This window comes from Acidihalobacter prosperus (assembly GCF_000754095.2).
GTDB classification, from domain to species: Bacteria; Pseudomonadota; Gammaproteobacteria; order DSM-5130; family Acidihalobacteraceae; genus Acidihalobacter; species Acidihalobacter prosperus.
Genome location: NZ_JQSG02000006.1, coordinates 125,831 through 149,570, shown reverse-complemented (window position 1 = coordinate 149,570; position 23,740 = coordinate 125,831). Strand labels below are relative to the sequence as shown.

The following is a 23,740-nucleotide window of genomic DNA, read 5'->3' as shown; positions in this document are numbered from 1 at the left end:
CATTAACTGTGCGGCGCAATCGTCCCCGAACCGTTATGATGTTGCGGTCTGGCGTGGCCAGGATGTGCGGAGCGACAAATGAAGCGATTGTGGGTCTTGGCGCCGGCCGTGGCCGGTCTTGTGTTGAGCGGCTGCGCCAGCCTGCGCGCGCCCGGCGGCGCGCAATCCGCGGCGACGTCGGCCCAGGTGGCCGCCGGGCCGTTCAAGCCGACACCGTCCAGCCGGGCCATGTACGACGTGCTGGCCGCCGAGATGGCCGGACAGGCGGGCGACGCCAAGACGGCGATCCGGTATTACCGCGAGGCGATGAACGAACTGCCCGATCCGGCGCTGGCGAGACGCACGATGGAGGTGGCCACCTACCTGCACGACGAGGCGGTCGCGCTGGAAGCCGCGCGCCGCTGGGCAGCGCTGGCGCCGGACGATGCCCGGCCGCAGCAGGCGCTCGGCATTCTCTATGCGCGCCGGGGCGACATCGATCAGGCGGCCTTGCATCTCGCCCGTTTCGTCAAACGTAGCGGTCAGAAACCCGAGCGCGCACTGCTGCTGGTCGGTGCCCTGCTGGCGCAAACCGTCGAGGGCGCGACGGCGCTACCGGTCATGCATCGGCTGGTCGGCGACTACCCCGAGCAGGCGGGTGCGCAGTACGCCTACGGCATGATGGCCCTGCAGCTGGGCGCGCCGGCCACCGCCCTCGATGCCGCCGGGCACGCGCTTGCACTGCAACCGCACTTCGACCAGGCGCTGAGCCTCAAGGCGCAGTCGCTGATGGCGCTGGGACACTCGGATCAGGCGCTCGACCTGCTGGGCGAGGCCCTCAAGCGCACGCCGGACAGCGTGGCCCTGCGCCTGGCCTATGCGCGGCTGCTGGTGAGCGCCAAGTCGTACGACGAGGCCCGCCGCCAGTTTCACTGGCTGCTCAAGCGCGATCCCCACAACCCGGATGTGTTGTACACGCTGGGGCTGCTGGATTTCGAGCTCAAGCACGATCGCGAGGCCGCGCGTTACCTGCGGCGCGTATCCAAGGCCGGCTATCACGTTTCGGCCACGCAGTATTTTCTCGGCCGCATAGCGGAACGCGGCGGCAACATGGAGTCCGCGCTGGATCACTACGCGAACGTCGATGCCGGCGAATACCTGTTCGACGCGCAGGTGCGTATTGCCTACATCCTTGCGCGTCAGGGCGACCTCGACCAGGCGCGCGAATACCTGAGCGAACTGCGCGCCAGCGTGTCCGACAAGCAGCAGAAGGTCGAACTGTATCTGGTCGAGGGCGAGTTGCTGCAACAGGCGGACGATGCGCCCACCGCGCTCAAGCTCTACAACAAGGCGCTGCACGAATACCCTGGCGCGGCCCGTCTGCTCTACGCCCGCGCGCTGATCGCCGACAGCCTCGGCGATCTCGGGCAGGCCGAAGCCGATCTGACGCGTGTGACCCAGGAGAATCCGCGGGACGCGGCCGCGCTCAACGCGCTGGGGTACATGCTGGCGGACCAGACCGACCGTTATGCCGAAGCGCTGGGCTACATCCAGCGCGCGCTGGCGCTCAAGCCGGACGATCCTGCGATCCTCGACAGCATGGGTTGGGTGCAGTTCAAGCTCAAACACTACGCGCAGGCGCGCCGCTATCTTGAGCGGGCCTATGCCAGCTTCCCGGACCCCGAGGTTGCCGCCCATCTGATCGAGGTGCTGGCGGCTTCGGGCGATCGCGGGCAGGCGAGCAAGCTGCTCGGCAAGGCGCTCAAGGCCCATCCGGGCGATCCCAAGCTCACAGCGGTCAAGCGCCGGCTGGGCCTATGAGGGTATTCCGCGGGATCGCGGCGCTGGGCTTGGCGCTGACGCTCGCGGGCTGCGCCAATCTGCCGAGCCTGCCGCAAGGGACAGAAGAGGCGGCTTGGCATCGTCACGAAGCGGCGATCCTGGCCGGCACGCAATGGTCGCTCGATGGCAGCTTCGGCCTCAGGGTCGGTCATCGCGGCTGGAGTGCCGGGCTGCGCTGGCGCGAGGCCGACGATCGCTATCATATCGATATCTACGATCCCCTCGGGCGGACGGTCGCGGTGCTGGCCGGCCGCCCCGGCGACGTGACGTTGCGCGACGATCGTGGCAGAAGCTACCGGGCGTCTTCGGCTGCCGGGCTGATGAAACGAGCGCTTGGCTGGTCCTTGCCGGTTTCGGGGCTGCGCTACTGGATTCGCGGCGTACCGGTGCCCGGCATGCCGGTCGAGGCGCGCCGCCTGGACGGCCGCGGCCGTTTGGCGCAGCTTCGGCAAAGTGGCTGGGATCTGCGTTACCAGGATTACGACTACGATACCGTCAACGCGCGTCCGATGCGGGTGGTGATGACGCACGGTGATGTGCGGCTGGTGGTGGTGGTCAATCAGTGGGACGACAGGGGATGAGCCGTGTGAGCGAGAGCTGGCCCGCGCCGGCCAAGCTCAATCTGTTCCTGCATATCATCGGTCGCCGCGCCGACGGCTATCACTTGCTGCAGACCGTGTTTCAGTTCCTCGATTACGGCGATTCGCTGGCTTTCGAATCGCGCCCGGGCGGGCAGGTGAGTCGCGCGGAGGGACCGCGCGATCTGCCGGAGGCCGACGATCTCTGCGTGCGTGCGGCGCGGCTGTTGCTGCAGGAAACCGGATTGCGCGAGGGCGTGCGCCTGCGACTGCGCAAACGTCTGCCGATGGGCGGCGGGCTGGGCGGCGGCAGTTCGGACGCGGCCACCGTGCTGGTGGCGCTGAACGCGCTCTGGCGCGCGGGCCTGACGACGGACGATCTGGCGCAGCTGGGGCTGCGCCTGGGCGCCGACGTGCCGGTGTTCGTGCACGGCTTCGCCGCCTGGGCGGAGGGCGTGGGCGAGCGCCTGACGCCGCTGCCGGACCTGCCTGTGCCCTGGTACGCGGTGGTCAGGCCGACGGTCGCCATCGCCACCGCCGAACTGTTCGCCGACCCCAAATTGACACGCGATTGCGTGCCGCTCACAATACGCGACTTTCTGTCCGGGGCCGGTGGCAACGTCTTCGAGCCGGTGGCGCGCGCGCGGTATCCCGCGGTGGCGCAGGTGCTGGATGCGCTGTCGGCATATGCGCCGGCCCGTTTGACCGGGACCGGGGCCTGTGTCTTCGCCGCCTTCGCGGACGAAGCCTCGGCGCGGGACGCGCTGCGCGCGTTGCCCGGAGAGTGGAGCGGATTCGTCGCGCGGGGGTGCAACACCTCTCCCCTGCAGGACCGTCTACGCAGGATGTCCGTGGACGAAGGGGCCGCCTGAGGGCGATTATTTCAATTCATTGGATATTTTTTCATTGGGCCGTCGCCAAGCGGTAAGGCACCGGGTTTTGATCCCGGCATTCCCAGGTTCGAATCCTGGCGGCCCAGCCAGTCAACAGTAGAGCAGCCGTCGCCGTGTCTGTATCCGAAACCAGCAGGATGATGGTCTTCTCGGGGAACGCCAACCCCAGGCTTGCCGAGAAGGTCGTACAACACCTTAACATACCGCTGGGCAAGGCCCTGGTCGGGCGCTTCAGCGATGGCGAGATCCAGGTGGAAATCCTGGAGAACGTGCGTGGCAAGGACGTGTTCATCGTCCAGCCGACCTGCCGCCCGACCAACGACAACCTGATGGAACTGCTCATCATGGTCGATGCGCTGCGTCGCGCGTCGGCCTGGCGCATCACCACGGTCATTCCCTACATGGGCTACGGCCGGCAGGACCGCCGGGTGCGCTCGGCGCGCGTGCCGATCTCCGCGAAGGTGGTCGCCAACATGCTTACCGTCGGCGGAGCCAATCGCATCCTGACCGTCGACCTGCATGCCGACCAGGTACAGGGCTTCTTCGACGTGCCGGTGGACAACATCTACGCCTCGCCGGTGCTGCTCGGCGACGTGTGGCGGCAGAAATACGACAACCTGATCGTGGTATCGCCCGATGTCGGCGGCGTGGTGCGCGCCCGGGCGCTGGCCAAGCGGCTCGACGATGCGGAACTGGCGATCATCGACAAGCGCCGTCCGCGCGCCAATGTCGCCCAGGTGATGCATATCATCGGCGACGTCGTCGGCAAGACCTGCCTGATCGTCGACGACATGGTCGATACCGCGGGTACGCTGTGCCAGGCCGCCAAGGCGCTCAAGGCCCATGGCGCATCTCGTGTCGTCGCCTACGCCACTCACGCGGTGCTGTCGGGGCCGGCGATCGACAATGTGTCCGGCTCGGAGCTCGACGAACTCGTGGTCACCGACACGATTCCGCTGACTCCGGAGGCCGAGGCTTGCGACAAGATTCGCCAGCTCAGCGTCGCCGGCGTGCTGGCCGAGACCATCCACCGGATCAACCGCGAGGAATCGGTCAGCACCCTGTTCATGGATTAGCGGCCGCAAGGCCGCAAGACGGCGGGCGAAGGTTCGTCCGCCGGGAGAGATGTCCCTGGTCGCGGGGACATGACGGCCGCCCAGGCGGTCCTATTGCTAACGTTGGAGCCAACAATGACTGACAGTTTCGAACTCATCGCCGAACGGCGCGACGACCAGGGGAAAGGTGCGAGCCGCCGCCTGCGTCGGACCGGCCGTGTACCGGGGATCATCTACGGCGGGGACAAGGAACCCGCCGCCATCAGCCTTGAGGCGCGGGTGCTCAACAAGCAGCTGGAGAACGACGCCTTCTATTCGCACGTCCTGACGGTGAAGCTCGACGGCAGCGAGGAAAAGGCCATTCTGCGTGCCCTGCAGCGCCACCCGGCGCAGCCGATGGTGCTGCATTTCGACCTGCTGCGCGTGAACGAGGATACCCCGGTGCGCGTGCATGTGCCGCTGCACTACGTCAACGAGGCCACCGCGCCGGGCGTCAAGGCCGGCGGCATGGTCAACCACCACATGGTGGAAGTCGAGATCAGCTGCCTGCCGCGTGATTTGCCCGAATTCATCGAGGTCGATCTCGGTGCTCTGGAGCTCAATGCCGCCATCCATCTCACCGAACTCAAGCTGCCGGCCGGCGTCAGCCTGGTCGAACTGAGCCACGGCGAAGGTCATGACCAGGCGGTCGTGGCGATTCACCCGCAGCGCGTCAGCGCCGCCGACGCCGCCGAGGATGCGGCCGCCGAGGGTGACGAGGGCGGCGAAGCCTGATCGCGGGGCGCCGGGCGGTGTCGGACCCACTGAGCCTGATCGTGGGCCTGGGCAATCCGGGGCCGCAGTACGACAGAACCCGGCACAATGCCGGGTTCTGGTTCCTTGACGAGCTGGCTCGTCGTCATGGCGCCACGCTGCGTGCCGAAACCCGCTTCTCGGGCGAGGTCGGGCGGGCGCGTATCGAAGGCCGCGAAGTCTGGCTGCTCAAGCCGACCACCTTCATGAACCGCAGCGGGCAATCGCTTGCCCAGTTGACGGCGTTCTACAAGATTCCGCCAGCCGAGGTGCTGGTCGCGCACGACGAGATCGATCTGCCCCCGGGAGATGTGCGCTTCAAATTCGGCGGCGGGCATGGCGGTCACAATGGCCTGCGTGACATATTCGGTCACTCGGGCCGCGATTTCTGGCGCGCGCGCATCGGCGTGGGTCATCCCGGTCATCGCGACCAGGTGATCGACTACGTGCTCGGGCGGCCGGGCCGCGACGAACAGCAGCGGATCGACGAAGCGATCGCGGCCGCGGCAGACGCATTGCCCGAACTCATTGCCGGTGCCGGCGAGCGCGCGATGAAGACGTTGCACACCCGCTGACGCGGCTTATACAACCACCGACAGGATCACCACGCTCATGGGTTTCAAGTGCGGCATCGTAGGGCTTCCGAACGTCGGCAAGTCGACCCTGTTCAATGCGTTGACCAAGGCCGGCATCCAGGCCGAAAACTATCCCTTCTGCACCATCGATCCCAATGTCGGCGTGGTGGCGGTGCCGGATCCCCGGCTGGCCGAGCTGGCCGCCATCGTATCGCCCGAGCGGGTCGTGCCGACCACGATGGAGTTCGTGGATATCGCCGGCCTGGTCGCCGGCGCATCCCAGGGAGAAGGGCTGGGCAACCAGTTTCTCGCCCATATCCGCGAGACCGATGCGGTCGCGCATGTGGTGCGCTGTTTCGAGAACGACGACGTCATCCACGTTGCCGGCAAGGTCGACCCGCTGGAGGACATCGAGGTCATTACCACCRAGCTGGTGCTGGCGGACATGGACACGGTGACCCGCGCGGTGCAGCGCGTGGCGCGCAACGCCAAGTCGGGCAACAAGGCGGCCACCACGCAACTGCAGGTATTCGAGCGCCTGCAGGCCCACCTCAATCAGGGCTTGCCGGCGCGCACATTGCCGCTGGAGGCCGATGAAATCGAGGCGCTGGAAGAGCTGCACCTCATCACGCTCAAGCCGACGCTGTATATCGCCAACGTCTCCGAGGACGGCTTCGAAAACAATCCGATGCTCGACCGTGTGCGCGAGCTGGCGGCGACCGAAGGCGCCGAGGTGGTCGCCGTGTGTGCGGCCATCGAGGCCGAAATCGCCCAGCTGGACGAGGCCGACAAGGCCGAGTTTCTGTCCGAAATGGGGCTGCAGGAGCCTGGTCTGGATCGCGTGATCCGTGCCGGTTACCGCTTGCTTGGCCTGCAGACGTATTTCACTGCGGGGGTCAAGGAAGTCCGCGCCTGGACCATCATTGCGGGTTCCACCGCCCCGCAGGCCGCGGGGCGCATCCACACAGACTTCGAAAAAGGCTTCATTCGCGCCGAGGTCGTCGCCTATGCTGATTTCGTAGCCTGTGGTGGCGAACAAGGCGCCAAGGATGCCGGCAAATGGCGGCTGGAAGGCAAGGATTACGTCATGCAGGAAGGCGACGTCGTCCACTTCCGCTTCAACGTCTGACGGCGGGGGTTCAACCGCGCGGCACCACGTGAAAGCTCGCGCTGCCGCGTCGGGTCCTTGTGCCAGGATCGGGGTCGGGTCGTCCGGGCGGCGGTAGCAGCGTGTCGAGCGCACCCGCCGGTACCGGCTTGCCGTAGCGGTAGCCTTGCACCGCATCGCAATCCAGTTTGCGCAGAAAGGCTTCCTGCTCGATGCTCTCGACACCCTCGGCCACCACGCGCATCCCGAGGCTGTGCGCCATGGCGATAATGGCGGTGACCAGCGCCTTGTCGCCGTGGTTGTCCGGCACGCCTTCGAGGAAGGCGCGGTCGATCTTGAGTATGTCGATCGGCAGCTCGCGCAGATAGCCGAGGGATGAGTAGCCGGTGCCGAAGTCGTCCACCGCGATGCGGATGCCGAGGTCGCGCAGCCCCTGCAGAGCCTTGGCCACGCCGGGCGTGCGTTCCATCAGCAGCGATTCCGTGATCTCCACGACCAGCCTGTGGCCGGGCAGGCCGCTGCTGGCCAGCACCTCCCGGAACGCGGCGACGATGTCGCCGCTGAGAAACTCGCGGGCGGACAGATTGAGGCTCGCGTACAGCGGCGCAGCCCTTTCCCCCAGCCCCAGCAGCGTCTGCGCCGCTTCCATGAACAATTGCCGCGTGACCTGCCGGATCAGACCGGTTTCCTCTAGCACCGGCACCAGCGCCGTCGGCGCCTGCAGCGCCTTGCCGGGCGGCTGCCAGCGCAGCAGCACTTCGACACCGATCATCCGTTCGCTGCGCAGGTCGAAAATCGGCTGGTAATGGTTGACGAACTCGTTGCGTTGCAGGGCGTGGCGCAGGGCGATTTCCAGATTCAGCCGGCGGGTGACCTTGGCGGTCATCTCGCCGGAATAGAAGGCGTAGCGGTTTCGCCCCTGGTGCTTGGCATGGTACATCGCCGTGTCGGCATGTTTGATCAGATCGTCGAGTTCGGTCGCGTCTTCGGGGTAGAGTGCGATACCGATCGAGGCGCCTACGAAGACCTCCTGGCGTTTGATGCGGAAGGGCTTGTGCAGGGCGTCGAGTATCTTCTCGGCCACCGCGGCTGCGGCCGCGGCCGCAGTGTCGCCCAGGTCGCCCAGGATCACGGTGAATTCATCGCCGCCGAGGTGCGCGATGGTATCGCTTTCGCGAACGCCAAGGCGCAGGCGGTCCGCCACCTGCTTGAGCAGGGTGTCGCCGGCGTCGTGCCCCAGGCTGTCGTTGATGTGCTTGAAATGGTCGAGGTCGATGAACATGAGTCCGACGTGACTGTGCGCGCGGGAGCCTTGCGTGATCAGGCGCTGCAGACGGTCGCGGAACAGATGGCGGTTGGGCAGTCCGGTCAGCGGGTTGTAGAAGGCCAGTCGCTGCAGGCGCTGCTGGGCGCGCATCTGCGCGGTGATGTCCTTGCCGGTCGAGACGAAATGGCTGATGCGTCCGCGGCCGTCGCGCAGCGGACTGATGGTTTTCTGCTCGTAATACAGCGAGCCGGCACGCGTGCGGTTGATGACGATGTCATGGAAGGATTCGCCGCTGCGCAGGGTGCGCCAGAGGCGCCGGTAGAAGCGTTCGTCGTGACGTCCTGAGCGCAGCAGCCGCGGATTCTGGCCGAGGGCTTCCTCGTGCGTGTAGCCGGTCACCCGTTCGAAACTCGGATTGACGTACTGGATGTGGCCGTTGGCGTCGGTGATGTAGACCACGTCGCTGGTTTGTTCGACCACGCTGGACAGCCGTTCGGCTATCGCATGCGCGCGTCGGCTGGCCCGCCGGATGCCGGTCAGATAGGCGCTGACGACGAACCAGATCGCCATCAGCCAGAGATAGGCGTACAGGAAGCTCATGCCGCGCTGATGGCTGGCTTCGGTCAGCGTACGCGCGCCGACGAAGGAGACCAGTTGCCAGACAGGCCCCTCGGCGCCGTCGATGAGCGGGCCGATCACGGCGCCGCTGTCTGCGCCCATCTGGCTCGCAACCTCGTTCAGGGGATGGATCGTGGTATGGCTCAGCAGTCCCGGCGGCTCGAAACGCTGGCTGATCGTGCCCGGCGTGGCGCGTGTCCAGGCGAGCGTGTTGAGAATGCGCGACGAAATCGGCGGGCGGGTGCCGGGCGTTGACCGATGCAGCCATTCGCCGGTGCGCGTGAACAGATAGACTTCGCGTCCCACGCCCGTCAGTTCGTCGCGCACCTGTTCGATCAGCCGGTCGCCGAGGTAATCCAGCGCGAGATGCCCCAGCACCCGCCCCGAAGCATCCGTGACCGGCGTGATCAGGCGGATGACCGGGGGGCCGGGGGCGGGACCTCCGTGCGTGCTCGGATTCATCAGATCCGATACGAAGATGCTGCCGGCGCCGAGGTGTGCGATGCGCTGAAAGGTTGCGCTGGCGCCCTTGTCGAGCAATTCGTCCGGCGGGGCGATGCGGGTGGCGCCGGCATGATAGATGACGCGGCTCAGTTCGTGGCCGTCGCGATCGAGCAGGCATATCTGGCCGTAGAGGCGTTTCTGGCGGGCGAAGGTCTCGAATTCGCGGTCGATCAGCAGGCGCAGTCCGGGGGCGGGATGAGCGGCCAGCGCCTGCAGGTCGGCCCGCTGGCTGAGAATGAGCAGATCGCCCACAGCCGATTCGAAGTCGCGGTGGATGCGCGAGAGCGCGAGCGCGATGGATGCCTGTTCGCCCAGCGCGGCCCTGCGCTCTTCCGCATGGCGGTCCTGCAGGTGGAATGCGCCAAGCACGAGCGCGCAGGCAAGCGCCACCGGCAGAAAGAACAGCGCGAAGGTGCGCAGCCAATGTCTGTCCACCGGCGCGAGCAGCGTCTGCAGCATGCGACGGTGCATGGCGTCGTTATAAGGTATGTTGCCCATGCCTTACTGACCCCCTCATTGCCGAGCGAGCGCCTGCGGACTTGACATGGCGGGAGCGGTTGCAGAAAATCCCCGCCTTCGCCTTGAAGGCTATGTAGCTCAGCTGGTTAGAGCACAGCACTCATAATGCTGGGGTCGGTGGTTCGAATCCACCCATAGCCACCATCTTTGCCCCCTCCCGATCCAGCCTTGTTCCGCTGCGTCCCATCTTCCAAAATACGCCCATGCGGCGACACATCCAAGCCGTCCAGTCTTGGCCGTCCAGTCTTGAGCTGGGTCATGCCCGAGGCGTTCGGCGCTGGCCCGCGCACGCCGAAATTGCATAGCGTGGCGCCAATCCGGGACGACGGACGCGGGATTGTGGGCATGTACCGACAGCGCAGGCGGTGGCTGGAGCGGCTCAGGCAGGCGGAGGCCGTATTGCGGGAGCGAGAGGCAGCCTATCTGGTGTGCCGAAAACGGCGGGGGGCTGGCCCGGAGCTCGACGGCGCCTACGCGGCCGTGGTCGCCGCACGCCAAGCCGCCGACCGCGCCTTCGCGGCGCTTCAGGCGACCGATCCTCCGACCGGCGCGGATTCGGCTTACGCCGCGCGCGCCTCGGCGCCGTCGAGCGAGGGGCCGGAGGCGTCGCCCGCGTGCGAAGGCTGCGCCAAGGATGCCGATGCCGCATCGTAGACCCGGTAGAGCGCTTCCAGCGCTTCCGTCGCGGCCGCGAAATAACGCTCGGCGTCGATGCCGGGGCGCTCGGCCTCGACCAGATCGGCTTCGATCACCGACAGCAACTGGGCGGTCTGGGCCTGGGCCTTGGCCGCGGCCTGCCGGGTCTCGAGACTGAGCTGTCCATCGTGCTGGCCGACGGCTAGTTGTATCGCCTTGAGCCCGCTGCGGATATGCGTCACCAGGAAGCGCAGCCGTATGCGTTCGACGCCGTTCGCCTGTCCGGCGGCGGCGATGCCCGAGCCGATGGCGCGTGCCTTGCCGATACCCTCGGCCGCCTCCGGCAGGCGACGCCAGAGCATATCGCTCAGCGAGGCCGATACCGGCGAGCCGGCATCGAGCTGGCTGCGTTCGGCGACGTCCGAGATCAGATGCAGGACCTCCTGGATCAGCGTGCTGTGCGCGGCGAAGCTCTGCGCGGGCGACAGCTTGAGCACGCGCCCGCGCAGGGTGGACCAGCTGGTTGTCAGGGCTTCGATGCGCACGGGCGCCAGCAGATCGGAGCACGACTTGCCGTCGGCCAGGGTGGTGAGCGCGCGCTGGATGTCGGCCTGTTTGGCCTGCAGGCGGGCGCCGAAGGCGTTGTCGCCGTTGAGCAGGATGCTCGCCATGCCGCGATGCATCTGCAGATCGTGCAGCAGGCTGCGTAGGGTCATGTTCAATGCGATGCCCCGCCGGCTGCGCCGGGCCGGTGATTCGGCGCGACGCGCGCGCAGGACGCCCAGGGCCAGCCCCGCGCTGGCGATGGCTAGACCGGGGATCAGCAGTGCGTGAAACGCATTCATGTCGACAGGTCTCCCGTGAGTGTTCAGGCCGCGCGTGGCTCGCGCGGTCCCGCCAGGGCATCGTGCAGTCCCTGTGCGAGCTGGTCCAGGTAGGCCGCGACCTGGGCGGTTTCGTGGGCGGCTTCGCTGTTGGTCCATGCGCTGCCGGAGATGTGCTCGACGTGACGCGCGATTTCCGTGCTGACCTCGGTCTGCTGGCGGGTGTTCACGGCGATCTGATGCACGCCGTCGAGGGCGGCGCGCACGCGCTGGTGAATGTCGTTGAGCGATTCGACCACGCTGCCGATATGGCTGACATTGGCGTCCGCGGCGTGCTGGGCCTCGTCCATCTGCCCGACCGCGTGGCGGACGTCGTCCTGGATGCCGCCGATGATCTGGGTGATGGTGTCCGCCGAGCTGCGCGAGCGCAGCGCCAGGTTGCGCACCTCGTCGGCGACGACCGCGAAGCCGCGGCCTTCCTCGCCGGCGCGCGCGGCCTCGATGGCGGCGTTGAGCGCCAGCAGGTTGGTCTGTTCCGCGATGCTGCGAATCAGCTTCGAGACCTCGGAAATCTCGTTCGAGCGTTCGCGCAGCGCATTCATCGCCTGCGCCGTGCCGTGAATGCTTTGGGCCAGCGCCGCGATGCCCGTGGTGGTCTCGGTCAGGGTCTGGCCGCCACGATGGGCGAGATCGCTGGCGTCCGAGGCGCGCTGTTCGGCATCACGGGTCTGTTCCGCCACCTCGCCGAGACTGGTGCTCATCTCTTCCATCGCGGCGGCGGTCGAGGTGGCGGCGTCGCGCTGGCGCGCGGTGCCTTCGTCCACCCGGTTTGCACTCGATTGCAGTTCGCCCACGGCGTGAGTGACCTCCTCCAGCGCGGCGGCGGTGCGGGCGTTGAGCCGCTGCACGCTGCGCGCCATGTCGTTGAAGGCGATCAAGAGCGCCCGCCGGTCGTCGATGCCGCGGGTCGGCAGCCGGGTATCGAAACGACCTTCCGCCACGGCGGCCAGCGCCTGCGCGAGCTGACGCTGGGTCTGCAGCCGGCCGCGTATCCAGCAGGTCGTCAGATACAGACCGAGGGCAAGCAGCGCGAGCACGCCGCTCATCGCGGCGGTATCGGGGGGGATTGCGAAGTCCTCGGCGATCAGCAAATCACCGATCGGAAACAGCAGGAGGCAGGCGATGAGCGCGAGCTGCAGGCCGGTTGGTAGCCTTCTCAGAAAGCGCTCGCCCAGAGGGGCGACGGTTTTGGACATCGGGATCTCCCGTGCACAAAGGGGTACGGGAGAAGTGAAGCAATTGCCAGGCCATGCGCGGCGATCTCATCCGCATGGCTTATGCCTGGATAATGCGCAAAAAAGGTGCATTGTACGGCGCGCGCGCACCCGATGGGTGCGTTGGCGGCTCAGAACAGCCCGGCCATCCACAGGAACAGGCCAATCACGCCGGCGCTGAAGAAGGTGGTTACGATCGCAAGGTCCATTTCGCGCTGGAGAGGCTCGGGCCATTCGCCCGGCGGGCGTTCGCGCCGGCCGGCCTCGGGTGCCGGCTGCGGCCTTGGGAGTGTTTCCAGCAGCAGCCGCTCGGCCATCAGCTGATCGCTGTGCGGCGCGACGAGAGCCTTCGGCGTGGCCGAGGGCTGGCCGGGGTGTCGGTCTTCTGCGCGGTCGTTTGGCATCGTGTCCTCTCGGTCCGGCTGGCCTGCTAAATCTATAGCACAGCCTGGGCCAGGGTCATGACGGGTCGTGGCTGGCAGGTTCGAAGCCGTCACTCGGGCCGGCGTCCGCGCCCGGCTGCTGCATGGTGGGCGCGGCGGGCGTGCGCGCGAGAAAGTCCTTGAGGAAATCGATGAAGCGCTCGGCGGCGCGCGACGGACGGTTGGCGGTCAGCAGGGTCAGCCTGCGGCGAAGGCCCGGTCGCAGCGGGATGCCGACCACATGCCCGCCCTCGTGACGCAGGGCGAGCGCGGACAGGAAACCGATGCCGAGGCCTTGCCGCGCCGCCTCGATCACCGCAGCGACGCCGGCAAGCGTCATGCTGACGCGTGGCGTGATGCCGGCCTGCTCGAAGGCGGCCTCGACCAGTTCGCGTGTGCCCGATCCGGCCTCGCGCAGGATGATCGGCTCGTCGGCCACGTCGCCTAGGGCGAGCGTGCGGCGACTGGCGAGCCGGTGCCCGCTGGGCACCACGGCGACGATGGTGTCGCTGCCGAGCGGTTGTGCGGTGAAGTGCGCGGTGGAAGCGCCGTGACCGACGGGGCCTTCGATCAGGCCGATGTCGCAGGCCTCCAGGTGATCGAGAACCGACTGGCTGTTGTGGCTTTCCAGGATGATCTCGATCCGCGGTGCATGCTCGCGGAACTCGGCGAGCGCGGCGGGCAGGATGTAGGCGCCGAGGGTCTGGCTCGCGGCGATGCGCACGCGTCCCGAGTCCACCGAAGCCAGCGAGGCGGCGAAGGACTCGGCTTCCTGCAGTGCGTCGGCCAGCGCCTGCGCGTGCCGGTAGAGCTGCTGCCCCGTGCTGGTGAGCGCGATGCCTCGCCCCTGCCGCCGGTATAGCGGTTCGCCGATGATCGACTGCAGCTGCCGCAATTGGTTGGAGACCGCGGGCTGGGTGAGGTGGCGCGCCCGCGCGGCCGCTCCGATACCGCCCTCGCGCACCACATGGGCGAAAGTGATGAGTTGCTCGGGATTGATGCGCATAGGTCTTCCTTTAATCACGAGAGGTGATATCAAATAGATAAAAACATAATTATTAAAAATGTTACAGGCGCGCTAATCTGAGCCCCGTTCAAGCGGCGGCCCGGTTGGCCGGGCAAAAGGAAGGAGCGCATGCAGTCGGGAAAATCATTCAAGGAGATCGTCCGTCATTTCACGCCCAACTGGTTCACCATGAACATGGGCACGGGCATTCTGTTTCTGAGCCTGCACGAGAGCTTTCCCGCGGCGATGCCGGGACAGGCCTGGCTGACGCGTGGGCTGTGGTGGTTCGACATGGGCCTTTACGTGTTGTTTTCGGGGCTTTTGATCGCCCGCTTCGCCTGGTTTCCGGACAGCCTTGGGCGTTTGTTGCGTCATCCCGTGCAATCCATGTTCCTGGGTGCCATTCCGATGGGGCTGGTGCCCATACTGGATGGCTGGCTGCTGTTCGGACCCCAGTTGATCGGGCCCCATGCGGTCGTCCTGGCGGAGGCTTTGTGGTGGCTGGATGCCCTGCTGGCGGCTCTTTTCGGCTGGTTGGTGCCTTACTTCATGTTCACGCGGCAGGCGCACCTGCTCGAGCGCATGACGGCGGTGTGGCTGCTGCCCATTGTATCGGCCGAGGTGACGGCGGCCGCCGGCGGCATGCTGGCGCCGCATCTGGCACCCGCCGCCGCGGAAGTGGTGGTGGTGACGAGTTATGTGTTGTGGGCGCTGTCGATGCCGCTGGCGCTGACCATCGTGGTCATCCTGTTCCTGCGGCTGGTGCTGCACAAGCTGCCGCATCGCGACATGGCCGTATCGAGCTGGCTGGTGCTCGGGCCGATGGGCACCGGTGCGCTCGGGCTGTTGCTCCTCGGTACGGCGGCGCCGGCGGCCTTTGCCGGTTCCTCGCTGGCCGCGCTCGGGCCGCTGGCCCGGGGGGTCGGGCTGATCGGCGGCCTGATGCTGTGGGGCTACGGCCTGTGGTGGTGGGTGATGGCCTGGCTGCTGACCTTGCGCTATCTGCGCGAAGGCCTGCCGTTCAACATGGGGTGGTGGGGTTTCACCTTCCCGCTCGGCGTGTACGCGGCATCGACGCTGCAGCTGGCGCACGAAACCGGCTTGACCGCGTTCGGCATCTTCGGCGCGCTGCTGGTGATTCAGCTCGCGGGTTTCTGGGCCGTGGTGACCGTGCGGACCTTCCATGGCATGTGGCATGGGTATCTGTTCAACGCGCCGTGCCTGTCGGGCGAGAACGCACTGCTCGGGCCCGGACACAAGACCTAGGCCTCGCCTTCCGCCGATGCATAACGCAGGCCGCATACCCAGTAAAACGCTTCGCCCTGCGGCGTGCGCACGCAGACCTCGTCGTCCACGGCCTTGCCGAGCAGGGCGCGGGCCATCGGCGAATCGACGCTGATGAGGCCCGCACCGCCGAGTTCGTCGGCGCCGACGATGCGGTACTCGACCTCCTCACCGGCCTCGGTTTCCAGCCGGACCCAGGCACCGAAATAGACCTTTTCCGCGGCCCGGGGGCGCTGCACGACCTTGAGCGATGGCAGGCGTTTCTGCAGGTAACGGATGCGGCGATCGACCTCGCGCAACTCCTTTTTGCGATAGATGTACTCGGCGTTTTCGGAACGGTCGCCCTCGGCCGCCGCGGCGGCCAGATGGCGGGTCACGTCGGCGCGGCGCGGCCACAGCGCTTCCAGTTCGGCCGCGAGCGCGGCATAGCCTTCCGGCGTGATGTAAGGCGATGATCTCGGTGGTGGGGGTCGCCAGCGGCCCATTGCTGCGTGCTCCGTTGAAGCAAAGCGGCAGTATATCCGCGTGCGGCATAATGGCTCCCATTCGTCACCGCGAAGTCCGAATATCAGCCGCATGCCGCCCATCGACACCATCGAGCTCGCCCAGTCCCTGAGCGCCGCCGCAAGCGCCAGCCGGCAGCGCCGCGTGCTCGTGCTCGGCGGCGAGGCCGGGTGGGCGCGCGCGGAGGCCGCGCGGCTGCCGTTGCCCGACGCCGCGCAAGGATTATGGATCGGTCCGGATGCGCCGCCGGGGTGGGTGGCCTGCGCGCCGCGCGAGGCGCGCGGCCAGCTCGGAAGGGAGTACGCGCGGGTGTGTCTCGATGCCTTCGCCGGTTTCGATGCCGATGCCTTCGGCGCGGTAGCCGGCACCCTGGTCGGCGGCGGCCTGCTGTGCCTGCTGAGCCCCCCGTTGGCGGCGTGGGGCGATTGCCCCGATCCGGCGTGCGCCCGTGCGCGCGGGTCGCCGGCGGCCGGCGACCGCTTCCTCGCGCGGCTGGCCGGGATGCTGGCCGATGCGCCGGGCGTTTGCGTGCTTGGCCAGGACGGCCGTCTCGCCGGCGATGCGCAGGCGAGGCGGCCGATCGCAACGCCCGTCGCCGCGCCCCGGATCGCGGCCGATGGCTGCGTCAATCCCGAGCAGCGCGCCGCCGTGGCCGCGGTGTTGCGCGCCGCGACCGGCCATCGCCGCCGTCCCACCGTGCTGACCGCGCATCGGGGGCGCGGCAAGTCCGCGGCCTTCGGGCTGGCCGCCGCGGTCCTGATGGCCGAACACGGCCGGCGCGTGGTGGTGACCGGCCCGAGCCTGGCGGCGGTCGAAGCGGTGTTCGCGCATGCGGCGCGGCGTCTGCCGGCGGCGCGGCGGACCCGCACCGCGCTGACCCTTGGCGAGGCCAGCCTGTCATTCGTCGCGCCCGACGCTCTGGCCGAGGCGCCGCCGCAGACCGACCTCGTACTGGTCGACGAGGCCGCCTGCCTGCCGCAGGCGCTGGTGCTGCGGCTGCTGCGGCGCTGTCCGCGGCTGGCCTTCGCTACCACCGTGCATGGCTACGAGGGCTCCGGGCGCGCCTTCGCGCTGCGTTTTTCCGCGCGTCTCGACGCCGAGACGCCGGGTTGGCGCGCGCTGAGCCTCCACGAACCGGTGCGCTGGGCCGCCGGCGATCCCCTGGAGGCGCTTAGTTTCCGCGCGCTACTACTCGATGCCGAGCCGGCAGTCGTCGACGGGGCCGCCGGCCATCCGCTTGCGCGCGCCACGATCGAACGCCTGGGCCGGGATGCCCTGGCGGCGGACGAAGCCTTGCTGCGCGAGGTATTCGGCCTGCTGATCATCGCCCACTACCGGACCCGGCCGCAGGATCTGCGCCAGCTGCTCGACGGCCCATCGCTTGCGGTCTGGGTCGCGCGGTTGGACGGGCGCGTCGTGGCGGTGGCGCTGGTGGCGGAGGAGGGCGGGCTGCCGGCCGATCTCGCTGCCGGCGTGGCGCAGGGCCGGCGCCGCGTACACGGTCACCTGCTGCCGCAGGTGCTTGCCGCCCACTGCGGGCGCGCCGACGCCATGGCCCTGCGCGGCTGGCGGGTGGTGCGGCTGGCGGTGCATCCGACGTTGCAGCGCCGGGGACTGGGCGCGGCACTGATCGCCCGCCTGGCGAACGAGGCGGCGATCCAGGGCCTCGACTGGCTGGGTGCGAGTTTCGGCGCGACGCCGCCGCTGCTGACCTTCTGGCGGCGTGCGGGCCTGTTGCCGCTGCGCGTCGGGGCGACCCGCGAGGCCGTCAGCGGCGCCCATGCGGCCCTGGTTCTGAGGCCCGTGAGTACGCAGGCCGGTCGGCTGCATGCCGACCTGCGCCGGCGCTATCTCGAGTCGCTGCCCCAGCTGCTGGGCGATTCGCTGCGCGGCGTCGAGCCGCGGTTGGCGCTCGAACTGCTCGCCCGTGGTCCGAGCGAGGCGCCGGCCCCGGCGCTGGACCCCGCATGGCGCCGCGAGGCGGCGGACTTCGTCGCCGGTGCACGCGAATACGAGGATGCGCTCGGCGCGCTCTGGCGTCTCGCCGTCGACGCGCTGCCGCAGGCGGCTGCGGCAGGCCGCGCGCACGAGGCGCTGGCGATGAAGGTGCTGCAAAAACGCGGCTGGGAGCACGTCGCGGCGCGCGCGGGCGTGCCCGGCCGGCGGCAGGTGATCGCGTTGCTGCGCGAGGCGGCGGCGAGGCTGCTGGATTGATGCATGCAACATTCCATGCGACGGGCCGGAGCGGTTTGCTATAGTGACCGTCCGGGTGGACGCAACGGTCCGCAAGAGTCACCACGGCTCGCCAGCAATGCCTGTTCCGAGGAGGTCAGCATGGGTCGCCCCGTCGATGTGTCCGCCAAGCCGCGCGCCGGCACCCGCTGTTCCGCACAAGACATCTACGTGCGGCTGCGCGAAATGATCCTGAGCTTCGAGCTGTATCCCGGCAGTCGCGTCACCGAAACCGAGCTGGCCGAGTATTTCGGCGTCAGCCGCACGCCGGTGCGCGAGGCGCTGCAGCGCCTGGAACAGGATGCCTACCTGCTGATCCGGCCCAAGCAGGGCTGTTTCATCCGCCAGCTCGATATCGCCGAACTCGGGCAGTACTACGAAGTGCGCCAGGATCTCGAGGCGCTGTCGCTGCGCTTCGCCTGCGAGCATATGGCCGACGAGGCGCTGCAGGCGCTGGGCGCGGAATGGGATCCCGTGACGCAGCCCGGCCGCACCGACGATCCCGGCGTGATGGTGGCGCGCGAGGAATCCTTCCATCTGGCGCTGGCCGAGGGCGGCGGCAATGTGGTGCTGGCGAACTATCTGCGCGACATCAACAACCACATCCGGGTGGTGCGGCGGCTCGATTTCACCAGCGGCGAACGCATCGACCGGACCTACGCCGAGCATCACGAACTCGTCCAGTGCCTGCTGCGCCGCGACCTGCCGGGGGCGCTCGCGCTGATGCAGACCCACATCTCGCAGAGCGAGGCCTTCGCCAAGTCGCTCACGCTTCACCAGCTTTCGCAGCGCCGCAACAGCCGTTTCGGACAAATCTAGGCCGTGGCGGGGTGTATGTGTATGCAACGTTGCATTATCATGCCCGCGCACCACTTCTGACCCTGGAGTACGCATGCGCACCTGGATACGCGAGCCGCTGGCGATCCTCGCCGAGGCGGCCGCCGGCGGCCTGGTGGTCGAGGACGACCGCATCGTCGAATGCCTGCCGGCCGGAGCGCGCCCGGCGACGCCGGTGGACGAGACCTTCGACGCCCGCGCGCACGTGGTCGTCCCCGGCCTGATCAACCTGCATCACCACTTCTACCAGACCCTCACGCGCGCCTGCCCGCCGGCGCTGGACAAGCCGCTGTTCCCCTGGCTGGAGGCGCTGTATCCGGTGTGGGCGCAGCTGCGGCCCGAACAGCTCGCCGTCGCCGCGCGCACGGCGCTGGTCGAGCTGCTGCGCTCGGGCTGCACCACCGCCGTCGACCATCACTACCTCTTTCCAGCCGGGCTCGACGAGGCCATCGACATCGAACTGGAGGCGGCGGCCGAGCTGGGCCTGCGCACGGTGCTGACGCGCGGTTCGATGAGCCTGTCGCAGGACGACGGCGGCCTGCCGCCGCGCAGCGTGGTGCAGCGCGAGGACACCATCCTGGCCGACAGCGAGCGACTGCTCGCGCGCTACCACGAGGCCGGGGAGGGCGCGTTGCGTCAGATCGCCCTGGCGCCGTGCTCGCCGTTCTCGGTCACCGCCGACCTCATGCGCGAGAGCGCCGCGCTGGCGCGTCGTCACGGCGCCCGGCTGCACACCCATCTGGCCGAGACCGACGACGAGACCGACTACTGCCTCGCGCATTTCGGTCGCCGCCCGGTCGATTACCTCGACGACCTCGGTTGGATCGCGGACGACGTCTGGGTGGCCCACGGCATCCACTTCGACGAGACCGAGATCGCGCGCCTCGGCGCCGCCGGCGTGGGCGTCGCCCACTGTCCCTCGTCCAACATGATCCTGGCCTCCGGTCGCTGCCCTGTGCCGGCGCTGGAGGCGGCCGGCGCGCCGGTGGGGCTCGGTGTCGACGGCTCGGCCTCGAACGATGCCTCCAACCTGATCGCCGAGGTGCGCCAGGCCTTCCTGCTCCAGCGCCTGCACGCGGGGGCCGGCGTAATCGGCCATCGCGACGCGCTGCGCTGGGCCACCGAGGGCGGCGCGCGCTGTCTCGGCCGGCCCGAGCTGGGGCGCATCGCGCCCGGCTGCCAGGCCGACCTCGCGCTGTTCCGGGTGGACGACCTCGGCTTCGCAGGGGCTGGCGATCCGCTGGCCGCGTTGGTCCTCTGCGCCGCCCAGAACGCCGACCGGGTAATGGTCGCGGGTGCGTGGCGCCTGATCGACGGCGAGGTGCCGGGCGTGGATCGCGCGGCCCTCGCCGCGGCGCAGCGCGCCGCCTCGCATGCGCTGCTCACCGCCGCGGGGGTGCGCGCGTGAGCGCCGTCGTCTACCGCGCGCCGATGATCAATCCGCGCGGCGCGAACCTGTACGACGCCTGGATCGACGGCGGCCTGCGCGTGCGCGACGGGCGCATCGAGGCGCTCGGCGATTTCGATGCCGTGATGCGCGTCGGCGAGGCCCACGATCGCGTCGAGACGCTGGAGGGCGTGATCGTGCCGGGCTTTGCCGATGTGCACATCCACTGGGTGCAGCATCCGGTGCGCGGCGCCTTCGAGGAAGCGCTGATGCCTTGGCTGCGCGAGCACATTTGGCCGGAGGAGACGCGCTACGCCGATCAGGATTTCGCGCGCGCCGCCGCGCAGCGCTTCTTCGCCGACACCGTGCGTGCCGGCACGGTGATGGGCATGAGTTATTCCAGCGCGCACGCCGAGGCGGTGCGCATCGCCGACCAGGCGCGCGTGGGCGACTGGATGGTGGGCGACGTGGTGATGGAGCATGGCGCGCCCGAGGCGCTGACGCGCGCCAGCGTGCACGAGGCCGTCGAGTTGGACCGCCGCGCGAGTGGGCTCGGCACCGAGCGCTATGTGGTCTCGCCGCGCTTCGCGCTCAACTGCAGCCCGCGCCTGATGGCCGAGCTGGGCGTGTATGCGCGCGTCGGCGGTTTCCATGTGCAGACGCACCTGTCCGAATCGCCCGGCGAAATCCGCGAGGTGCTGCGCGAATTCCCCGACGCCGAGGACTACACCGACGTCTACGATCGCGCCGGCCTGCTCGGGCCGCGCAGCGTGCTCGGGCACTGCGTGCACCTCTCGCCGCGAGAGTGGGCCGTGCTGCGCGCGCGCGGCAGCTGGATCGCGCACTGCCCGTCGAGCAACGAGGCGCTGGATTCGGGGCGCATGGACCTCGAAGCCGTGCGCCGCCACGGCATTCCCTACGCGCTCGCCAGCGACGTCGGCGCCGGCCCCTCGCACAGCCTGCTGCACGTGATGCAGCGCTATCTCGATGCGCACCGCGCCGCCGGCGTGGCGGTCAGCGCCGTCGAGGCGCTGTACCGCGCCACCCTGGCCGGCGCCGAGTGCATGGGGCGCGATGCGGTCGCGGGCAACCTCGATGCCGGCAAGCGCGCGGATTTCGTGCTGTTGCCCGCGCCCGGCGGCCAGCTCGACGTCGAGGGCTGGATCGGCGAGTGGACGCGCGGCGGCATGGCCGAGCTGGAGGGTCGCCCGCTGGCCACCTGGATCGCGGGCGCGCGCCACGACCCGCCCGCCGCACCGCCGCGCACGGCTTCCGCCTGATCCAGGCGCCACGCGCACCGCCATGGTGCGCGGACTCCGCACGAGCCGCGTCGCACCCGCCAGCCGGCGGCGCGAGACGGGCCTGCGCGATCCGGCCCACTCCCTGCATGGCGAAACCGAAGGCCGACGTCGGCGCCAGGACAGGGCGGCGACGCGATACGGGTGGGCGTCCGGCGTTTTCGGACCAGTCCGCTATGATTCTGGACGGGCCCGCGCGCATTCGCGACGGGCCGGCATACGGCAAAAGGGCGGGCAAGATGGAGGCTAAGGGGGGAGCAGCCGGCGCCGGGGGCGCGGCGGTCGGGCGCTGGGTGATCTTCGGCGTCGTCAGCATCGGGCTGTGGGCGGTGGTCGCGCGTCTGTACGGCCAGACCTATTTGCTGCCCGATCCCCTGCAGGTGCTGCTCCAAGCCGGCCGTCAGCCGGGCCTGCTGCTGCACTTCACCCTCATCACCGCCGCCGAGATTGGCATCGGCTTCGTCGTCGGCAGCGTGGCCGCGCTGCTGGTGTCGGTGGCGCTGCTCGGGCTGCCGCACTGGCTGCGCGACTACATCCAGCGGCTGGTGGTCACGCTCAACTCGGTCCCCTTCGTGGCCATGGCCGGCCTGGTGGTGATCTGGTTTCCGGCGCCGATGGAGGCGCAGACCGTGGCCGCCGCGCTGTTCTGCTTCTTCGCCGTGGTCTATCACACCCACCAGGCCTTCGGCGCCTCGCCGCCGCTGTACGAAGACCTGATGACCTCCTACAGCGCCAGCTTCATGCAGCGGTTGCTCTACCTCAAGCTGCCGGCGTCGCTGCCGGTGCTGATGACCAGCCTCAAGGGCGGCGCGATGGCGGCGGTCAACGGCGCCATCGTGGGCGAACTGTTCGGCGCCTATCAGGGGCTGGGCTTTTTGATCATGGATTCGCGTTACGTGGGCAATACCCCACGGGTTTTCCTCAGCGCCCTGCTGTGCACCGTGCTCGGCTGGCTGCTGATGGGGCTGCTGGAGCTGCTGGAACGCCGGGTGCTGGGCTGGCACCGGATGCGGCTGCGCGCGGCCGGCTGAACCGGCGCCGGCCCGGCCGGCGCCGATGCACGACTTGAAGGGCCAACACAAAAGGGAGACAAGGGCATGATTCAGAAATGGGCAAGGGCAGGGCTGTTGCTGCTGGGCTTCGCGGCCTTCGGCGCTCAGGCGGCGGAGAAGCCGTCGGTGCAGGTGATCGAATCCTGGTTCATCCACGCCGAGTCGATCGGCGACGTGGTGGCCAAGGATAAGGGCTTTTTCGGCGATCTCGACGTGCGCATCGTGCCGGGCGGCCCGGGGCTGTCGCCCATCCAGCGGGTGATGGCCGCCAGTCGCGACGGCGTCGTCGCCCTGGGTGTCGACCTGCCATACAACGTCGTGCGCGCGCGGCTCAGCCAGGGCTTGCCGCTGGTGATCCTGTCCGCCGATTTCCAGCACTCGGCGATGCGAATCCTGTCCTGGAAACCGGTCAAGACCAAGGACGACATCCACGGCACCTTCGCCACCTGGATCGGTTACGACACGCCGATCAAGGCCGTGTTCGGCAAGGACTGGGCGCAGCATGTCCAGATCGTCAACCAGACCGGCGATCCGGCCACCCTCGGCGCCTGGCTCAATCACCGCTACGAGTTCGCCTCGGGCATGGTCTACAACGAGGTGATGGTGGCGGCCGAGCACGCCAAGCAGCCGTATCACGTGGTGTCGTACAGCGATCTGGGCGTCGACTGGCCTGAGAACGTGGTGTTCACCACCGAGAAGACCCTGCGCGAGCACCCCGAGATCATCCGCCAAGTGCTGCACGCGCGCTATCGCGGCTACCGCTATGCCTTCCAGCACCCCGAAGAGGCCGGCAAGATGCTGGCCAAGGCCTCGCCGAGCCTGAACATCCCCTTCGAGCTCAAGGGGCTGGCCAAGATCTACGAGATCATGCGTCCGCCGGTGGGTTACGACCTCGGCCGCATCGACGGCACCGTGCTCCGGCGCATGGCTCGGCAGCTGGCCGATGCCGGCATCCTGCCGCGGGACCCCAACCTCAGCGGCGCCTATCACTACGTGCCGAGCGGGGTGGGCTGGCCCCCCGGCGCCGCCGTGGCGAGCGAATAACGCGCCGCATCGAGGCGGGCCTGCACGCTTTGGGTGCAGGCCCGCCTGCTGTTACCATCCGCTTCCTCGTTACCGGGCCGCCACGGGGCGCCGCCGTCCGGCGGTCCGATATTTGCATTTTGCCCCGGCCAGCCGTCATGGCGGTGCTCCGCGTCCCCGAGGCGCGCGCGGCCGCCCGGCGCGGACAAACCACAACAACAAACGAGGAAG

Annotated in this window: 20 protein-coding genes and 2 tRNA genes; 16 read left to right on the top strand and 6 right to left on the bottom strand. The window is 68.5% G+C overall.

Annotation, left to right across the window (positions count from 1 at the left end; translation table 11 throughout):
• Window positions 1-78 precede the first annotated feature (78 nt).
• The 8 genes from THPRO_RS11375 to ychF all read left to right on the top strand — a co-directional run bounded on the left by THPRO_RS11375 (window position 79) and on the right by ychF (window position 6,843).
• Window positions 79-1,800 (top strand): tetratricopeptide repeat protein, encoded by a 1,722-nt coding sequence (locus THPRO_RS11375; protein ID WP_052064539.1) that lies wholly within the window; start codon window positions 79-81, stop codon window positions 1,798-1,800.
• Window positions 1,797-2,402 (top strand): lipoprotein insertase outer membrane protein LolB, encoded by a 606-nt coding sequence (lolB, locus tag THPRO_RS11370; protein WP_052064538.1) that lies wholly within the window; start codon window positions 1,797-1,799, stop codon window positions 2,400-2,402. The genes THPRO_RS11375 and lolB overlap by 4 nt, the downstream gene beginning before the upstream one ends.
• Window positions 2,399-3,271: a 4-(cytidine 5'-diphospho)-2-C-methyl-D-erythritol kinase gene (gene ispE, locus THPRO_RS11365; RefSeq protein ID WP_038091767.1), complete on the top strand. Its 873-nt coding sequence runs from the start codon at window positions 2,399-2,401 to the stop codon at window positions 3,269-3,271. The genes lolB and ispE overlap by 4 nt, the downstream gene beginning before the upstream one ends.
• A 35-nt stretch (window positions 3,272-3,306) precedes the next feature.
• Window positions 3,307-3,381: transfer RNA gene (locus THPRO_RS11360), tRNA-Gln, on the top strand.
• 48 nt (window positions 3,382-3,429) lie between these two features.
• A complete protein-coding gene (locus THPRO_RS11355) occupies window positions 3,430-4,368 on the top strand; it encodes a ribose-phosphate diphosphokinase (protein ID WP_038091763.1) in 939 nt (312 codons plus the stop codon).
• Between the two features lie 114 nt (window positions 4,369-4,482).
• Entirely contained in the window at window positions 4,483-5,121 is a 639-nt protein-coding gene (locus THPRO_RS11350) for a 50S ribosomal protein L25/general stress protein Ctc (protein ID WP_038091761.1), read from the top strand.
• Window positions 5,122-5,138: 17 nt separating this feature from the next.
• Window positions 5,139-5,714: an aminoacyl-tRNA hydrolase gene (pth, locus tag THPRO_RS11345; RefSeq protein ID WP_236717304.1), complete on the top strand. Its 576-nt coding sequence runs from the start codon at window positions 5,139-5,141 to the stop codon at window positions 5,712-5,714.
• Window positions 5,715-5,751: 37 nt separating this feature from the next.
• Entirely contained in the window at window positions 5,752-6,843 is a 1,092-nt protein-coding gene (ychF, locus tag THPRO_RS11340; protein WP_065089661.1) for a redox-regulated ATPase YchF, read from the top strand.
• 10 nt (window positions 6,844-6,853) lie between these two features.
• Here the strand turns inward: ychF and THPRO_RS11335 are convergent, their stop codons facing one another.
• Window positions 6,854-9,709: a bifunctional diguanylate cyclase/phosphodiesterase gene (locus THPRO_RS11335; RefSeq protein WP_065089660.1), complete on the bottom strand. Its 2,856-nt coding sequence runs from the start codon at window positions 9,707-9,709 to the stop codon at window positions 6,854-6,856.
• Window positions 9,710-9,797: 88 nt separating this feature from the next.
• On the opposite strand from THPRO_RS11335, the gene THPRO_RS11330 reads away from it, so the two are divergent.
• Window positions 9,798-9,874 (top strand) — tRNA-Met (locus tag THPRO_RS11330).
• Window positions 9,875-10,290: 416 nt separating this feature from the next.
• Here THPRO_RS11330 and THPRO_RS11325 read toward each other — a convergent pair.
• The 4 genes from THPRO_RS11325 to THPRO_RS11310 all read right to left on the bottom strand — a co-directional run bounded on the left by THPRO_RS11325 (window position 10,291) and on the right by THPRO_RS11310 (window position 13,892).
• Window positions 10,291-11,211 (bottom strand): nitrate- and nitrite sensing domain-containing protein, encoded by a 921-nt coding sequence (locus THPRO_RS11325; RefSeq protein WP_065089659.1) that lies wholly within the window; start codon window positions 11,209-11,211, stop codon window positions 10,291-10,293.
• Window positions 11,212-11,234: 23 nt separating this feature from the next.
• Window positions 11,235-12,446: a methyl-accepting chemotaxis protein gene (locus THPRO_RS17435; protein ID WP_052064536.1), complete on the bottom strand. Its 1,212-nt coding sequence runs from the start codon at window positions 12,444-12,446 to the stop codon at window positions 11,235-11,237.
• Window positions 12,447-12,595: 149 nt separating this feature from the next.
• Window positions 12,596-12,868 carry a hypothetical protein gene (locus THPRO_RS11315; RefSeq protein WP_038091749.1) on the bottom strand — a complete coding sequence of 91 codons (273 nt, stop codon included), beginning with the start codon at window positions 12,866-12,868 and terminating at the stop codon, window positions 12,596-12,598.
• Between the two features lie 55 nt (window positions 12,869-12,923).
• Window positions 12,924-13,892, bottom strand: coding sequence for a LysR substrate-binding domain-containing protein (locus THPRO_RS11310; protein ID WP_052064535.1), 969 nt, complete (start codon window positions 13,890-13,892; stop codon window positions 12,924-12,926).
• 129 nt (window positions 13,893-14,021) lie between these two features.
• Between THPRO_RS11310 and THPRO_RS11305 the strand changes: the two genes are divergently transcribed.
• Complete coding sequence (locus THPRO_RS11305) at window positions 14,022-15,158, top strand: TDT family transporter (RefSeq protein WP_038091746.1); 1,137 nt, start codon at window positions 14,022-14,024, stop codon at window positions 15,156-15,158.
• Here the strand turns inward: THPRO_RS11305 and greB are convergent.
• The gene (gene greB, locus THPRO_RS11300; protein ID WP_065089658.1) at window positions 15,155-15,661 is read right to left on the bottom strand and encodes a transcription elongation factor GreB; all 507 of its coding nucleotides are present in this window, start codon (window positions 15,659-15,661) and stop codon (window positions 15,155-15,157) included. The two genes, THPRO_RS11305 and greB, sit on opposite strands and share 4 nt — an antisense overlap.
• A gap of 91 nt (window positions 15,662-15,752) precedes the next feature.
• Between greB and THPRO_RS11295 the strand changes: the two genes are divergently transcribed.
• From THPRO_RS11295 to THPRO_RS11270, 6 genes are all read left to right on the top strand, one after another.
• On the top strand, window positions 15,753-17,894 hold the full coding sequence (locus THPRO_RS11295) for a tRNA(Met) cytidine acetyltransferase TmcA (RefSeq protein ID WP_065089657.1): 2,142 nt from the start codon (window positions 15,753-15,755) through the stop codon (window positions 17,892-17,894).
• 120 nt (window positions 17,895-18,014) lie between these two features.
• Window positions 18,015-18,731 carry a GntR family transcriptional regulator gene (locus THPRO_RS11290; protein WP_052064534.1) on the top strand — a complete coding sequence of 239 codons (717 nt, stop codon included), beginning with the start codon at window positions 18,015-18,017 and terminating at the stop codon, window positions 18,729-18,731.
• Between the two features lie 73 nt (window positions 18,732-18,804).
• Window positions 18,805-20,157, top strand: a complete 1,353-nt coding sequence (locus THPRO_RS11285; protein WP_038091743.1) for an 8-oxoguanine deaminase — start codon at window positions 18,805-18,807, stop codon at window positions 20,155-20,157.
• On the top strand, window positions 20,154-21,416 hold the full coding sequence (locus tag THPRO_RS11280; RefSeq protein WP_038091741.1) for an amidohydrolase family protein: 1,263 nt from the start codon (window positions 20,154-20,156) through the stop codon (window positions 21,414-21,416). The genes THPRO_RS11285 and THPRO_RS11280 overlap by 4 nt, the downstream gene beginning before the upstream one ends.
• A 257-nt stretch (window positions 21,417-21,673) precedes the next feature.
• Window positions 21,674-22,465, top strand: a complete 792-nt coding sequence (locus THPRO_RS11275) for an ABC transporter permease (RefSeq protein WP_052064548.1) — start codon at window positions 21,674-21,676, stop codon at window positions 22,463-22,465.
• A 66-nt stretch (window positions 22,466-22,531) separates the two neighbouring features.
• Window positions 22,532-23,530 carry an ABC transporter substrate-binding protein gene (locus THPRO_RS11270; protein ID WP_065089656.1) on the top strand — a complete coding sequence of 333 codons (999 nt, stop codon included), beginning with the start codon at window positions 22,532-22,534 and terminating at the stop codon, window positions 23,528-23,530.
• The last annotated feature ends 210 nt before the right edge of the window (window positions 23,531-23,740 follow it).

Excerpts from the sequence above, each read along its gene's own strand:
- THPRO_RS11350 (WP_038091761.1), top strand. The coding sequence starts at position 4,483 with ATGACTGACAGTTTCGAACTCATCGCCGAACGGCGCGACGACCAGGGG.
- THPRO_RS11275 (WP_052064548.1), top strand. The coding sequence starts at position 21,674 with ATGGAGGCTAAGGGGGGAGCAGCCGGCGCCGGGGGCGCGGCGGTCGGG.
- THPRO_RS11305 (WP_038091746.1), top strand. The coding sequence starts at position 14,022 with ATGCAGTCGGGAAAATCATTCAAGGAGATCGTCCGTCATTTCACGCCC.
- THPRO_RS11325 (WP_065089659.1), bottom strand. The coding sequence starts at position 11,211 with ATGAATGCGTTTCACGCACTGCTGATCCCCGGTCTAGCCATCGCCAGC.
- THPRO_RS11295 (WP_065089657.1), top strand. The coding sequence starts at position 15,753 with ATGCCGCCCATCGACACCATCGAGCTCGCCCAGTCCCTGAGCGCCGCC.
- THPRO_RS11270 (WP_065089656.1), top strand. The coding sequence starts at position 22,532 with ATGATTCAGAAATGGGCAAGGGCAGGGCTGTTGCTGCTGGGCTTCGCG.
- THPRO_RS11375 (WP_052064539.1), top strand. The coding sequence starts at position 79 with ATGAAGCGATTGTGGGTCTTGGCGCCGGCCGTGGCCGGTCTTGTGTTG.
- THPRO_RS11335 (WP_065089660.1), bottom strand. The coding sequence starts at position 9,709 with ATGGGCAACATACCTTATAACGACGCCATGCACCGTCGCATGCTGCAG.
- greB (WP_065089658.1), bottom strand. The coding sequence starts at position 15,661 with ATGGGCCGCTGGCGACCCCCACCACCGAGATCATCGCCTTACATCACG.
- THPRO_RS11355 (WP_038091763.1), top strand. The coding sequence starts at position 3,430 with ATGATGGTCTTCTCGGGGAACGCCAACCCCAGGCTTGCCGAGAAGGTC.
- ispE (WP_038091767.1), top strand. The coding sequence starts at position 2,399 with ATGAGCCGTGTGAGCGAGAGCTGGCCCGCGCCGGCCAAGCTCAATCTG.
- THPRO_RS11285 (WP_038091743.1), top strand. The coding sequence starts at position 18,805 with ATGCGCACCTGGATACGCGAGCCGCTGGCGATCCTCGCCGAGGCGGCC.
- THPRO_RS11315 (WP_038091749.1), bottom strand. The coding sequence starts at position 12,868 with ATGCCAAACGACCGCGCAGAAGACCGACACCCCGGCCAGCCCTCGGCC.
- THPRO_RS17435 (WP_052064536.1), bottom strand. The coding sequence starts at position 12,446 with ATGTCCAAAACCGTCGCCCCTCTGGGCGAGCGCTTTCTGAGAAGGCTA.
- lolB (WP_052064538.1), top strand. The coding sequence starts at position 1,797 with ATGAGGGTATTCCGCGGGATCGCGGCGCTGGGCTTGGCGCTGACGCTC.
- THPRO_RS11310 (WP_052064535.1), bottom strand. The coding sequence starts at position 13,892 with ATGCGCATCAATCCCGAGCAACTCATCACTTTCGCCCATGTGGTGCGC.
- THPRO_RS11290 (WP_052064534.1), top strand. The coding sequence starts at position 18,015 with ATGGGTCGCCCCGTCGATGTGTCCGCCAAGCCGCGCGCCGGCACCCGC.